We start from the raw sequence: 14,271 nt of genomic DNA on the forward strand, positions 1-14,271 counted from the left end.
ACAAGAATGAAGCACAAATTTTCACCTAAGCTCATTTCATATGGAGCGGTTTTATTAAGTAACGCTGTTTTAGGTAATAGCGTGGCGTCGGCTGCGGAAGAGCAGGAGTGGGGCATTGCCGCAATGTTCCGTACTGCGAGTATTCCTTACGACACGTCTGGTGGTGACCAATCGGTTAACTCATTTGTACCGATGTTGTTTTTTAAAAATGATTATGTGTTCATTGATGGCACTGAAATGGGCGCATACCTGTATCAAGCCGATGATGAAAAGTGGTCCCTAAACGCTATTTCTCGTATGCGTTTTATTGATATCCCAGCTTCAGAGCAAAACGCGATTGAAGGTGATACCGCCGATTTCGGTGCTCAATTTACTTATCAACTGGATGAACAGTGGGCCCTCGAAACGGAAATTATGAGTGACAGCGATTACAACTTTCACGGTTCCCTGCGAGCAAAAGCCAAGTATGAAAGCGGTGATTGGGAGTTTTCTCCAAGTGCCACGTTGCGATACAAAAGTGCCGACTTCAACAGTGAATATTATTCCGCTTCGGGCGAAACCATCGCCGCCGGGGTTGACCTTAATGTCGGTGTAGAAGCGCGTTATCACGTGTTTTCGAACCTTTACCTATTGGGCTCAACCAGTGTGACTCGATTGGATGATAACGCTTTCGATTCATCCATTATCGAAGACCGTTATCAAGGTGAACTCTACTTTGGTTTTGGTTTCTTTAATGACAAAGAAAAAGCACCAAAACCTAAACTAAGTAATGCACCTTACTTGCGAGTAGCGCATGGTTGGGCAACACCATCGAATATTGGTGAAATTATTGAGTTCGATAGAGAGAAAGACGAATACAACAACCAGCTTACCTCATTCTTCTATGGACACCCTTTAACGGATGAAGTATTCGGCTTCCCATTGGATATCTACCTAACGCCAGGTATCGCGCACCACTGGAGTTCGGATGTTCAATCCAGCAGTACCGAATACATCATTGCAATCAAAGCCTACTATACGTTTAACTGGCCAACAGAGTGGCGATTCGGTGTTGCAGAAGGTATGTCGTACATCGATTCGATTACCTATATCGAAGGCTCTGAGATGGATCGCAAAGGGTATACCGCGAGCCATCTGTTGAACTACTTAGACTTCTCATTTGATGTGAATGTTGGTGACTTAATCGGTAAGAACGATTTGAACAACTTGTGGTTTGGTTATTCTCTACACCACCGTTCAGCAATCTTTGAAAACGCCTCTCAGTTTGGTCGTATTAAAGGCGGCAGTAACTACAACACCGTTTACTTCCAGTACGAGTTTTAAAAGCCAATTCAACAACACATGCCGCTCCCTAAATGAGCGGCATTTTTTATGATCTTTAAGTCTGCTTTCACGCTGAGGAAGTGTTAATTGAGTTCTGCGTATTAATTAAACCATTCAGGGCTCGATATATGTCAATAAAGCGAGGATATTTAAATTGAATATTGATGGTTGTGTAATTAATAAATTGAATTTATTAATTTTTAGTTGTTACTTTTTAACTATTTATGGCTTTGTTGCTTAATTCAGAGAGAAGGCATGCCTGCCCCATTGTGCTTAATTCTTAATCGATATACTGTGTTTCAGGCATACCAAGCCCTGTAAGCTTATTCAGGGCTTTAATCATAGCGTAAGTCTCGCCAACTTGAGCGTTGTAGTTCCTCAGGCTTAATTTCCCACCTAGCAGCTGTTTTACTCGGTACATCGCGGTCTCTGATAGAGAGCGCTTATGATAGCCATACCGCTCTTTCCAATACTTATTTGAGCCATATAACTTCTGGCAACCCACGGCGAGATTTCGGGGGTGACCACGCTCCCAGAAGGCAGCCCCTTCTCTTGGTGGGATGAGCGGAACAGCTCGCTTGATCCGTATGGCATCATGGCAATTCCTTGTGTCATAAGCGCCATCACCTGATATCTCAATGATTTTCCGACGTGTCTGATTGAGTAAGTTGGGGAGCACTTCGGCATCGGTTACGTTAGATAAGCTCAGCTCTGCTGCGACTATTTCGTGGGTGCTTGTATCTACTGCGATGTGCAGCTTACGCCAGACTCTTCGCTTCCCATCAGTTCCATGCTTCTTGACCTTCCATTCACCTTCGCCATAAACCTTGAGACCAGTGGCATCAATGGCTAGGTGTTGTATCGCACCTCTGGTTTTAGTTTTAAATGAAACCTCAACATCCTTAGATCGACGACTTATACAGGTGTAGTGTGGGCAAACCAGAGGGATGTTAGCCAGCTTAAAGACGGAGTCTAGAAAACCTTGCAGCGCTCTCAATGGCATAGAGAAAACGCGTTTCACCATCAGAGCGGTAGTAATGGCTAAGTCGCTGAATCGGCGAGGTCTACCACGCTTGCCTTGTTTGTTTTGCTTCCACTCGGCTAACGTCTCCTCATCAATCCAAAAGGTCAGAGAGCCACGGTTGATTAAGGCTTTATTATACTGCTTCCAGTTAGTTGTTTTGTAACGAGGTTTAGGCATGAGACTACGACGATTGATGGGTGTATCCGATCAGATCGTAGCTTCCTGATTTAGTTCCATCGATTTAAGCAACAAGGCCACTATTTATATCCATTCGCAACTTGTTTTTACTATGCTCTTATCAATGTTGGCTTAGGCGCTCTAAGCCAACATTCTTCCATGATGTTTTTGATGGTACATCTATAACATCTATAACTCTCATAACCCTCCCTCGGTTTGCAAGTACGAAAAATAACCACTTAACACCTTGTTCTCATTGATTTCGTGGACGTTTAGGCCGCTAATTACCCTTGCTTTGTGTTAACTCGTTACCGTCCTTTATGGTACAATCGCGCGAGTTTAATAAGTACAAGAATAGGACACGCTTTGACTTCGTCTCCGGAAAAAGCAGACAACAACAAGAATGCAGCACAGCCAAGTTCTCCACAGAACGAAGCGAAATCGAATAAGCCTGCATCGAAACGACCTGCTAAACAACCAAAAGCTAAACCTGCCGAGCATTCAGCAGCCAATACAAAAGCATCTCAAAATAGTCCAGCTTCTCTTCGTAAAGCGCTCAACGAATGTATGATGCGCGATCGCTTCCGACTGAGTAAGCGAATTGCAGGTGCGAGTAGAATTAAAAACGAACAATCCAAGAACGTTGTCTTCGATGAGATAGCGTTAGACATTGCCAAGTCAATGATGACGGCAAATCAGCGTGCCTCGCAAAAACCAACCATTGAATACCCAGAGATTCTCCCTGTTAGCCAAAAGCGCGATGATATTGCGAAAGCCATTGAAGAAAACCAAGTGGTTATCGTGGCGGGTGAAACGGGTTCGGGTAAGACCACTCAGCTTCCTAAGATCTGTTCTGAGCTTGGCCGCGGCCGCTTTGGCCTAATTGGTCACACTCAGCCTCGTCGTCTGGCTGCTCGTTCGGTTGCGAACCGCATCGCGGAAGAGATGGAAACCCAGCTGGGTGAATTTGTTGGTTATAAGGTTCGATTCAACGACCAGATTTCTGACAACACACAAATCAAACTGATGACCGATGGTATTCTACTGGCGGAGATTCAACACGACCGTTTCTTAAATCAGTACGACACCATCATTATCGATGAAGCGCACGAACGTAGCCTAAACATCGATTTCATCATGGGTTACTTGAGAGAGCTTCTGCCAAAGCGTCCTGATCTTAAAGTTATCATTACATCAGCGACCATCGATCCCGAGCGTTTCTCGAAGCACTTTAACAATGCACCGATCATTGAAGTGTCAGGTCGAACGTACCCTGTCGATACGCGTTACCGCCCGTTAGGTGGTGATGACAGTGATTCAGACCGTGACCAAATTGAAGGCATCTTTGAAGCGGTCGATGAGCTGTGTGATGAAGGGCAAGGCGATATCTTGATCTTCATGAACGGTGAGCGTGAAATTCGTGACACGGCCGATTCATTAAGCAAGCGTAACCTGCGTGATACTGAGATTGTTCCGCTTTACGCACGTCTATCGGCGGGCGAACAGAACCGTATCTTCCAGTCTCATACTGGTCGACGCATCGTTCTGGCAACCAACGTGGCAGAAACCTCATTAACCGTTCCGGGCATCAAGTATGTCATCGACCCAGGTACGGCGCGTATTAGCCGTTATAGCTATCGTACTAAAGTACAACGCCTGCCGATTGAGCCAGTGTCTCAAGCGAGTGCGAACCAGCGTAAAGGTCGTTGTGGTCGTGTTGCGGAAGGTATCTGTATCCGTTTGTACTCCGAAGAAGATTTCGAATCACGCCCAGAATTTACTGATCCTGAGATCCTTCGTACTAACCTAGCATCCGTTATCCTTCAGATGACCGCGCTAGGCCTAGGCGACATTCAAGCATTCCCATTTGTTGAAGCGCCCGATAAGCGCAATATTCAAGATGGTGTAAGACTGCTTGAAGAGCTCGGTGCAATCGCGACAGCCGAACCAGCTGCGAACAAAAACAAGAATCAAGGCGACGATAAGAAGAAGCTAACGGCAATGGGTCGTAAGCTCGCTAAGCTACCGATTGATCCACGTTTAGCGCGTATGGTGATTGAAGCGCCAAACAACCGCTGTTTGCACGAAGTGATGGTGATTGCTTCTGCATTGTCGATTCAAGATCCTCGTGAGCGTCCATCAGACAAGCAACAATCGTCTGACGATAAACACAAGCGCTTCTTTGATAAAGAGTCAGATTTCATCACGTTTGTGAACCTTTGGGATTATGTTAAGCAGCAACAGAAAGAGTTGTCGAGTAACCAGTTCCGCAAACAGTGTAAGCAAGATTACCTGAACTATTTACGTATCCGTGAATGGCAAGATGTGTACTTCCAAATTCACCAAGCAATGCGTGAATTGGATACCAAGCTGAATACAGAGCCGGGTAGCTACGATGGCATTCACATGTCTCTACTATCCGGTCTGCTTTCGCACATCGGTATGAAAGACCAAGAGAAGAATGAATATCAAGGTGCACGTAATGCGCGCTTCCATATTTTCCCTGCGTCTGGCCTATTTAAGAAACAGCCCAAGTGGATCATGTCTGCTGAGCTGGTGGAAACCTCAAAACTTTGGGGTCGTGTTATCGCCAAGATTCAGCCTGAATGGATTGAACCACTAGCAAAACACCTTATTAAGCGAAGCTACAGCGAACCACATTGGTCGAAGAAGCAAGCGGCGGTAATGGCACACGAAAAAGTGATGCTTTACGGAATACCAATCATCCCGAAACGTTTGGTTAACTACGGAACGATTGATGCCACTGTCAGCCGTGAGTTGTTTGTGCGCAGCGCTTTAGTCGAAGGTGAATGGGAAACCAAGCACGCCTTCTTCAAACAAAACCGCAAGCTTCTGCAAGAAGTGGAAGAGCTTGAGCATAAGTCTCGTCGCCGTGACATCTTGATCGACGATGATGAGTTGTTCGACTTTTATGATCAACGTGTTGGCGAAGAGGCTGTGTCAGGTCGTCACTTTGATACATGGTGGAAGAAGACCAGTCAGATAACCCCTGAGCTGCTGAACTTTGAAAAGTCGATGCTGTTCCGTGGTGATGCTAGCCACGTTACTGATTTGGATTACCCGAACTTCTGGCACCAAAATGGTATCAAGCTGAAGCTGAGCTACCAATTTGAGCCGGGCGACGACAACGATGGTGTAACGGTACACATTCCGCTGCCTATCTTGAATCAGATCGACCAGAACGGTTTTGATTGGCAGATCCCAGGTTTACGTCAGGAGCTGGTGATTAGCCTAATCAAGTCGTTGCCAAAAACGCTACGCCGTAACTTTGTGCCTGCGCCAAACTACGCCGATGCGTTCTTGGCTCGTGTGACACCACTTGAAGCACCGTTGCTGGATTCTCTTGAAAAAGAGCTGCGCCGCATGACCGGTGTGGAAGTGCTACGTGATGACTGGAAGTTAGACCAGATCCCAGAGCACTTAAAGGTAACATTCCGCGCTGTAGATCATCGCAAGCGTAAGCTTAAAGAACAGAAAGACTTGCATGAGTTGAAAGATAGCCTGAAAGACAAGGTTCAAGAAACGCTTTCTAAAGTGGCAGACGATGACATCGAACAGCAAAACCTGCATACGTGGAGCTTTGGTGAGTTACCAAAAGTCTACCAGCAGAAACGCGGCGGCTACGATGTTAAAGCGTTCCCAGCGCTGGTGGATTCTAAAGACAGCGTAGAGATCAAATTGTTTGAAACCGAGCAAGAGCAGATCTCGGCAATGAAATCGGGTCAGCGTCGTTTAATCCTGTTGAACGTGCCATCGCCGATCAAATATTTGCACTCGAATTTACCGAACAAATCGAAACTTGGTTTGTACTTCAACCCATACGGACAGGTACTCGATCTTATCGATGACTGTATCGCTTGTGGTATTGATAAGCTGATCGAAGAGAAAGGCGGTTTGGTTTGGGAACCAGAGCAGTTTGAAGCACTGAAAGAGCACGTACGTGCAGAGCTGGGCGACAGCGTGGTTGAGATTGCTCAACAGGTTGAAACCATCCTAACTACGGCATTTAGCATCAGTAAAAAGCTCAAAGGACGTGTCGATCTTTCAATGGCATTTGCACTTTCTGACATAAAAGCTCAGATAGAAGGTTTGATTTTTAAGGGGTTTGCCACAGAATGTGGGTGGAAACGCCTGCCGGATATTCTACGCTATATGAGAGCGATCGAACGCCGCATGGAAAAACTGCCGATTGACCCGAACAAAGATCGCTTGCATATGATCAAAGTTGAGTCAGTAATGAATGATTACAAAGAGCTGCTGAATAAAATCCCAAAAGGGATCGCGGTTCCAGAAAATGTAAAAGAGGTGCGTTGGATGGTAGAAGAGCTTCGTGTGAGTTTCTTCGCACAGCAGCTCGGTACGCCTTACCCTGTATCAGACAAGCGTGTTAAAAACGCGATTGATGCTTGCTAAAGGAATAAAACTAGACGTAATGGCAAGGTTTGGGTATAAATCTTGCTTATTGCATTACTCATTAAATAGTTACTATAAAAAGGGCGACTTGGTGGCAATTTATGACCACGCAAGGCCTGCCACTCGGACGAAAAGGTCAAATATGAAAAAAACGTTATTGGCACTAGCACTGCTAGGTGCATCTTCAACAGCAATGGCTGATTCTTGGTTGTACGGCGGCGTAATGGGTGGCCAAAACTCATTGGGTAATGAAGAAGAGACAGCGGTGGGTATCCACGTGGGTACAGGTATCCTGCCATTTATCGGTGTTGAAGCGGGTTACTGGGATCTAGGCTCTTTCGACAGCGTTAAGTACGGTAACCGCAATGTTACAAACTTAGATGCAAGCACTGCTTACCTAGCAATCAAACCAAGCATCGACTTCGGTCCTCTTCACGTATACGCGAAGGGTGGTCTTCACTCTTACGAGCTAAAAGGCGACAACTTTAAGCAAGACGACGTTGATATCATGTACGGTGTAGGCGCAGAATACTTCATCTTTGGTCCACTATCTGTCGGCGCTAGCTACCAAAACTTCAAAATGAAAGATGACGATTCAGGCGTATTCACGCTAAACGCAACTATTCACCTACTGTAATTGTTTATAGTAAGTGACGAGCTGATAGTGAGTCATTTACTTACATTTGATTATCGATGTTCATTGAAGAGTTCGTAAGAATGTATAAAAATGCCAGCTTGATAGCTGGCATTTTTGTATCTGCTGAATAGCAATGTCACTCTGTTAACTTGCTTGTCTAGAAAGCCAGGAAGTGACTTATTTCCTTTTTAGACAAAGAAGGTTCTATTTTTGAGCAGCAGAGAGTTATATGTTTTTCAGTTCCAGAGAGTTACTTCTTACTGTTTAGAATCTTCTGGATTCTTGGGTTAATCGTTTTACCGTGTTGGCTTTCATACTCTTCGCGTTTCAAGTCGTTCAAGTTCTTCACTGAGTTAGCGGCAAGAAGGAACCCTGGCAACTCGGTTTCCAGCATGCCTTTCTCATCTAAACGCTTTGCTTCCAAGTAGTATTTCTTAAACAGGCCATCGAGCTTGTTTTCAGCCGTGCGCTTCAAGTCGTACAGTTTGTTTTGGATAAGCCATTTTTCAATCTTGTTATCAGCACTACGCGACAACACACGAATGCGGCTGTCTAGAAGCTCTTCTGCAGTCAAAGAATCTTTAAGGATCCAAAGCTCACCCATTTGCGGCGGCCAACTGTTCCCAAGTTGAATACGTTCATGGCAGTGCATTAGCACGCGGTTAAGGCCGTCTGAGTCAACAGAGTGGGCAAACTCAAGAAACTTACCGCTCGGTTCACTACCGTATTGGTATTCCCACTGAGTTTCGTACACGCTCAAGAAAGAACCGAACACATGGATACACCAATCGGTCAGCTCTAATTCTGCTGGTTCTTGATCAACAACAGGCACTTGCTGTGACGCACCAGAGCCAGCAGAATTTGGTGTCGCTATTTTTACTTCGCTACTTTGCGCTTCAATAACGTCAGGTAATGAGGGATCTTTAGGCAGAGCGGTAGCGTCATGAACAACAGGTTGGGCTGGCTCAGAAGGTTGGCTTTTTGCCTTTTTGAATGAGCTGCTGCCTGAAGCGTTCAGATGGGCTAAGCTTTTGTCGATACCCATTTCCTTGAGCTTGTCCTGCATTTCCTGAATATTGAGAGGTCTTCTGCTGTTGTTGTCTTTCATTTTGCTTCTCGTTAACTAGCCAGTACTGCAGCTTGGATTCAATCCGAGATAATGGCATTAATTCATTGGCTTTGGCTTTATACCAGAGGACAAATTTCTTCCATACTAAACTATGGTCACCGGCTAAACCGGAGAATTTAAACGCACGTTCCGCCCACGATGGTATCTCTTCTTCGTTGAGATCATGGGTAGAGACGGTGTTGCTGTTCATTGAGCCTCGACCTTGTGGGCGAGGGGCTTGCTGCATGTGTTGCATTGGTGCCGGAGCAGGCTGAAACTTAGGTGCAGGTGCAGGTGCAGGTGCAGGTGCAGGTGCAGGTGCAGTAGAGTAGACCGGAATACTATTGGTCGGTTGAACCTCAACGTGCGCCGTAGCTTGCTCTTGCTCAATGAGCATTTTGAAAACGTGAATCTCTTGTTTATCTCGATAATCTACTTTTATCTTATCGAGGAAACCTTGGTCGACTAAACACTTAAGGCAGTCGGCTAAACCAAATGTAGATAGAGCACAAAGCTGACCTGCCGTTTGTAGGCACACATTGGTGTAACCGAATTCGTCAGCACCGTCTGCAAGCATCAATAAAACCAGCTTTTCTGCTGGGCTTGAAGTATTCACTTGCCAAGCTAAATAAGAATATTTGGCGCTCAATATCGTGTTCTCAAAAAAGGTAAGACATTGTCACTATTGTAAGTCACCCCTTACCGAATTTATAGCAACTTAACAGAAAACGGCATTAGTAAGTCAAATATTCACCATAAGGAGAGGTCTGCCCTAAAGAATCAGTCTTTGTCGACAAATATCAATAAGACACTCGCAGAATCTCAATGGGTGAACTCACCGACTGAATGGAATCAAACTGTCTCACCTGGTGACGTTTTTGGATCGGTTTCTCTTTGATTTCATCGATTTCAATCAAATTCTGTTTTCTAACGTTAAATTTGCCGTGTTTTTAGTCAATAACTTGTTCTTTTAGCGATTCAATTTGGCATTGGTTGCGTGTTTGATTACTATGTGTAGCTATCTAAAAAAACTAATCATCCGATACGGACACTACCAACGGGTAGATGAGGAAATGATGCAACATCTAGAAGAGATCATTGCTAATGCAACGACTGCTATTGATACAGCAGATTCGTTAGTCGCACTTGATGAAGTGCGAGTTCAGTATTTAGGTAAGAAGGGTGAACTCACTCTTCAACTACAAAGCCTAGGTAAACTTCCACCTGAAGAGCGTCGTACTGCTGGTCAAGAGATCAACAAAGCGAAAGGTGCTGTTCAACAAGCGATCGCAGCTCGCAAAGACGCACTACAACGTGCAGAGCTTGAAGCGAAACTAGCTGAAGAAACTATCGATGTGAGCCTACCAGGTCGTCGCATTGAGAACGGTGGTCTTCACCCAGTTACTCGCACAGTTGAGCGTATCGAACAGTTCTTTGGTGAGCTTGGCTTTAGCACTGAGTCTGGCCCTGAGATCGAAGATGCATTCCACAACTTTGATGCACTAAACATCGCAGACGATCACCCAGCTCGTACTGATCACGATACTTTCTTCTTCAACCCTGATCTAATGCTACGTACGCACACTTCTGGTGTTCAAATCCGTACGATGGAAAACGGCAAACCGCCATTCCGCTTCATTGCTCCGGGTCGTGTTTACCGTAACGACTACGATCAAACTCACACGCCAATGTTCCACCAAGTGGAAGGTATGTTAGTTGATGAGAACGTAAACTTCGCACAACTTAAAGGCATTCTTAACGATTTCCTTTGTAACTTCTTTGAAGAAGAAGTTGAAGTGCGTTTCCGTCCTTCATTCTTCCCGTTCACAGAGCCTTCAGCTGAAGTTGACGTGAAACGTAAAGATGGCAAATGGTTAGAAGTTCTAGGCTGTGGCATGGTTCACCCTAACGTACTTCGCTCTGTTGGCATCGACCCTGAGAAATACTCTGGTTTTGCATTCGGTATGGGTGTAGAGCGTCTAACGATGCTTCGTTACGGCGTAAATGACCTTCGTGCGTTCTTCGAGAACGACCTTCGTTTCCTTAAACAATTCAAGTAATCCGGGGCAGTCAAAACTATGAAATTCAGTGAATCTTGGCTACGCGAGTGGGTTAAACCTGCAATTAACAGCGAAGAGCTAGCTCACCAAATCACTATGGCTGGTTTGGAAGTTGACGATGTAGAACCTGTTGCGGGTGTTTTCACCGGCGTTAAAGTAGGTAAAGTGGTTGAGTGCGGTCAGCACCCAGACGCAGACAAACTACAAGTTACAAAAATTGATATCGGCGCTGTTGATGCAGAAGGTAATAAAGAACTTTTAGACATCGTATGTGGTGCATCTAACTGTCGTCTTGGCCTGACGGTAGCAGTAGCAACCGTTGGCGCAGTACTTCCTGGTGACTTCAAAATCAAGAAAGCAAAACTACGTGGCGTTCCATCGCACGGCATGCTTTGTTCTTTCTCTGAGCTAGGTATCGACGTAGAGTCTGACGGCATCCTTGAGCTACCAGAAGGCACAACGCTAGGTATGGACGTACGTGAGCTTCTTGAGCTTAACGACGTAACTATCGACGTAGACCTAACAGCAAACCGCGCAGACTGCTTCAGCATCCGTGGCCTTGCTCGTGAAGTTGGCGTACTAAACCGCGCAGACGTTACAGAGCCAACAGTTGATGCTGTTGCAACAAGCATTGAAGACACAGTATCTGTTGAAATCAAAGCAACTGATGCTTGTCCACGTTACCTTGGCTGTGTGGTTAAGAACGTAAACGTGAAAGCGGAATCTCCAATCTGGATGCAAGAAAAACTGCGCCGTTGTGGTATCCGTTCAATCGACCCAGTTGTAGACATCACAAACTACGTGATGCTAGAGCAAGGCCAACCAATGCACGCATTTGATCTCGCTAAGATCGAAGGCGGTATCGTGGTTCGTCTAGCAGAGCAGGGCGAAAAGCTAACACTTCTAGATGGCAACGAAGCTGAACTCAACAGCAACACGCTTGTTATCGCAGACCAAAACAAAGCACTAGCAATCGCTGGTATCTTTGGCGGTCAAGATTCAGGTGTTACGACTGAAACGACTGACGTACTTCTTGAAGCAGCATTCTTCGCACCGGATCACATCCGTGGTCGCGCACGTGCTTACGGCCTTCACACAGATTCTTCTCTACGTTTCGAACGTGGTGTGGATTCAACACTTCAAGCAGCAGCAATGGAGCGTGCAACACAGCTTCTAATTGAAATCTGCGGTGGTGAAGTTGCGCCAGTAAACGGCAGCGAATCTGAAGCTGATCTTCCTAAAGCAAACGTAGTTGCTCTACGTCGCGCTAAGCTAGACAGCCTACTAGGTCACGAAATCCCATCTGAAGACGTAGTGGAAATCCTAACTCGTCTAGGTTGTGAAGTAGAGACGACAGAAGCGGGTTGGACGGCAACGTCTCCATCTTGGCGTTTTGATATCGCAATCGAGCAAGACCTAATTGAAGAAGTAGGTCGTATCTACGGTTACGATAACATTCCAAACCAAGCGCCTAAAGCGGCACTTAAAATGAATGACCACAAAGAAGCTAACCAACCGCTTAAGCGCGTTCGTGACCTTCTTGTAGACCGTGGCTACCACGAAGCAATCACATACAGCTTCGTAGAACCAGAACAGCAAAAGCTTGTTCTACCTGGTGTTGAACCGCTAATCCTGCCATTCCCGATCTCTGCGGACATGTCAGCAATGCGTCTTGGCCTAATCCAAGGTCTCCTAAACACAGTGGTTCACAACCAGAAGCGTCAACAGTCTCGCGTTCGTCTATTCGAATCAGGCCTACGTTTCATCCCTGAAGAAACAGCTGAAAACGGCATGCGCCAAGAAATGATGCTTGCGGGCGTTATCTCTGGTACTCGTGGCGAAGAGCACTGGGACATTGCAACTAACACTGTTGACTTCTTCGACCTGAAAGGCGACCTAGAAGCAGTTCTTGAGCTTTCTGCAAACGAAATCGCATACAGCTTCAAAGCAGCTAAGCACCCAGCACTTCACCCAGGTCAAACTGCGGCTATCGTAGTAGACGCTGGTTTAGAAACAGAAAGGGAAGTGGGTATCATTGGTACTGTTCACCCAGAACTAGAGCGTAAGTTTGGTCTTAACGGCCGCACTATCGTATTCGAAATCGAATGGGCAGCTATCAACACTCGCGTGCTTCCAGAAGCAGTAGCCGTATCTAAGTTCCCTGCAAACCGTCGTGATATCGCAGTAGTTGTTGACGAAGCAGTCGCTTCTGGCGACATCGTAGAAGCGTGTATCGCAGCGGGTGGCGAATTCCTAACAGGCGCTAAACTGTTCGACGTATACGTTGGTCAAGGCGTTGAAGAAGGTAAGAAGAGCCTAGCAATCGCACTTAGCCTACAGTCTGTAGAGCGCACACTTGAAGATGCAGACATCGCTGGTTCAGTAGAGGCTATCGTAGCTTCAATCTCAGAGAAATTCGGCGCAGCACTTCGCGACTAATCTCTTCTGATAGATAGAAAAATCAAAGGCCTCGCATTGCGAGGCCTTTTTTAGGATATAAAAGATATAATTTAAGTTGCTTGAACTTATGCTACGGATGTCAAAGTCACTTCTTTCTCGGTAATATCTTCGTATTCTGATAAATAGTTAGCACTGATTATTGGCCAAGATTTGAATAATTGTAGTTTAGTTGGGTCATATTCAATGTTTGCTTTGATTACTCTTTTAGCTTGAGACTCTTGGTCTAGTAAGATATGTGCACATAATTTTACGTGCTCAGAAGGTTCGTTAGCAATGATGTTACGTAATTTTACTTTATCTATAGCTTTACCTGAAAATTTTAATGCTGCTTGAGCATTTACAGTTATAATATTCTTCTCTTCCTGATCAATAAGTTTATCTATATTATTTTCGACAAATGCTTGTAACTGAGTATATTGTTTCATTAGTAAAAGAATATAAACTTTATTTGTAATATAAGTTTGCTTATCGTTTCCTGAGCGATATCCTACTTCACAACAGTCTAGAGCTTCATCTAGCTTATTTTCAAAAATAAGAATGTCACATAAGTTTGAATAATAATCGGACTTTGATATTTTGCTTTTCGAACTTTCTAGAAATTCTCTACAAAAATCAATATCTTTCAATTGTTTAATACCCATATTTATTATTTTATTGGATAAGTTGTAAGCATCTTTACATTTACTTGCTGCTAGCAAATGTTCTTTAAAAGAACTAAAATCCTTGTCAATATTAAAACTGTTAATTGCTTGAATTAATCTGAAACTGCAGATCCGCTCTTTGTCTTCAAAACTTGAAACGCTTTTTAATGTCAAAAACTCTGAGAGGTTCTTTCTATGGTCAACATCTTTTTTTGATTGACCTAATATCTCAATATAAAGCATACAGATATAATCTAAGAATACACTTTTTCTGCTGAGGCGAGAGCTCTCATAACTATATATGATATCATTTATAGTTGTCTCTATAGTATTTGGTATAAATCGTTTACCAAGGGTACTCAACCTTACCTTAAGGGCGGGATCGAACTTTAGTTATTGAAAATAAA

General features: G+C 44.7%; 9 protein-coding genes. 5 read left to right on the top strand and 4 right to left on the bottom strand.

The window, feature by feature from the left end:
- The first annotated feature begins 6 nt into the window (after positions 1–6).
- Positions 7–1,323 carry a MipA/OmpV family protein gene (locus ACMAZD_RS07570; RefSeq protein ID WP_435249144.1) on the top strand — a complete coding sequence of 439 codons (1,317 nt, stop codon included), beginning with the start codon at positions 7–9 and terminating at the stop codon, positions 1,321–1,323.
- Positions 1,324–1,603: 280 nt separating this feature from the next.
- On the opposite strand, the gene ACMAZD_RS07575 is transcribed toward ACMAZD_RS07570, so the two are convergent.
- Positions 1,604–2,524 carry an IS5 family transposase gene (locus tag ACMAZD_RS07575; RefSeq protein WP_435246996.1) on the bottom strand — a complete coding sequence of 307 codons (921 nt, stop codon included), beginning with the start codon at positions 2,522–2,524 and terminating at the stop codon, positions 1,604–1,606.
- Between the two features lie 366 nt (positions 2,525–2,890).
- On the opposite strand from ACMAZD_RS07575, the gene hrpA reads away from it, so the two are divergent.
- Both hrpA and ACMAZD_RS07585 read left to right on the top strand, forming a co-directional pair.
- Entirely contained in the window at positions 2,891–6,958 is a 4,068-nt protein-coding gene (gene hrpA, locus ACMAZD_RS07580; protein ID WP_435249145.1) for an ATP-dependent RNA helicase HrpA, read from the top strand.
- Between the two features lie 142 nt (positions 6,959–7,100).
- Complete coding sequence (locus tag ACMAZD_RS07585; protein ID WP_435249146.1) at positions 7,101–7,595, top strand: outer membrane beta-barrel protein; 495 nt, start codon at positions 7,101–7,103, stop codon at positions 7,593–7,595.
- A gap of 250 nt (positions 7,596–7,845) precedes the next feature.
- Here the strand turns inward: ACMAZD_RS07585 and ACMAZD_RS07590 are convergent, their stop codons facing one another.
- Together ACMAZD_RS07590 and ACMAZD_RS07595 are read right to left on the bottom strand one after the other, a co-directional pair.
- A complete protein-coding gene (locus tag ACMAZD_RS07590) occupies positions 7,846–8,640 on the bottom strand; it encodes a hypothetical protein (protein ID WP_435249147.1) in 795 nt (264 codons plus the stop codon).
- Positions 8,561–9,352, bottom strand: coding sequence for a hypothetical protein (locus tag ACMAZD_RS07595; RefSeq protein ID WP_435249148.1), 792 nt, complete (start codon positions 9,350–9,352; stop codon positions 8,561–8,563). Before ACMAZD_RS07595 ends, ACMAZD_RS07590 begins: the two co-directional genes overlap by 80 nt.
- Positions 9,353–9,779: 427 nt before the next feature.
- Between ACMAZD_RS07595 and pheS the strand changes: the two genes are divergently transcribed.
- Both pheS and pheT read left to right on the top strand, forming a co-directional pair.
- Positions 9,780–10,763: a phenylalanine--tRNA ligase subunit alpha gene (gene pheS / locus ACMAZD_RS07600; RefSeq protein ID WP_004734764.1), complete on the top strand. Its 984-nt coding sequence runs from the start codon at positions 9,780–9,782 to the stop codon at positions 10,761–10,763.
- An 18-nt stretch (positions 10,764–10,781) separates the two neighbouring features.
- Positions 10,782–13,202 carry a phenylalanine--tRNA ligase subunit beta gene (pheT, locus tag ACMAZD_RS07605; RefSeq protein WP_435249149.1) on the top strand — a complete coding sequence of 807 codons (2,421 nt, stop codon included), beginning with the start codon at positions 10,782–10,784 and terminating at the stop codon, positions 13,200–13,202.
- Between the two features lie 86 nt (positions 13,203–13,288).
- Here pheT and ACMAZD_RS07610 read toward each other — a convergent pair whose 3' ends face one another.
- Entirely contained in the window at positions 13,289–14,107 is an 819-nt protein-coding gene (locus ACMAZD_RS07610) for a hypothetical protein (protein ID WP_435249150.1), read from the bottom strand.
- Positions 14,108–14,271 lie beyond the last annotated feature (164 nt).

This window comes from Vibrio sp. nBUS_14, from assembly GCF_051201655.1.
GTDB lineage: Bacteria > Pseudomonadota > Gammaproteobacteria > Enterobacterales > Vibrionaceae > Vibrio.

Excerpts from the sequence above, each read along its gene's own strand:
- ACMAZD_RS07570 (WP_435249144.1), top strand. The coding sequence starts at position 7 with ATGAAGCACAAATTTTCACCTAAGCTCATTTCATATGGAGCGGTTTTA.
- ACMAZD_RS07575 (WP_435246996.1), bottom strand. The coding sequence starts at position 2,524 with ATGCCTAAACCTCGTTACAAAACAACTAACTGGAAGCAGTATAATAAA.
- ACMAZD_RS07585 (WP_435249146.1), top strand. The coding sequence starts at position 7,101 with ATGAAAAAAACGTTATTGGCACTAGCACTGCTAGGTGCATCTTCAACA.
- ACMAZD_RS07590 (WP_435249147.1), bottom strand. The coding sequence starts at position 8,640 with ATGGGTATCGACAAAAGCTTAGCCCATCTGAACGCTTCAGGCAGCAGC.
- pheS (WP_004734764.1), top strand. The coding sequence starts at position 9,780 with ATGCAACATCTAGAAGAGATCATTGCTAATGCAACGACTGCTATTGAT.
- pheT (WP_435249149.1), top strand. The coding sequence starts at position 10,782 with ATGAAATTCAGTGAATCTTGGCTACGCGAGTGGGTTAAACCTGCAATT.
- ACMAZD_RS07610 (WP_435249150.1), bottom strand. The coding sequence starts at position 14,107 with ATGCTTTATATTGAGATATTAGGTCAATCAAAAAAAGATGTTGACCAT.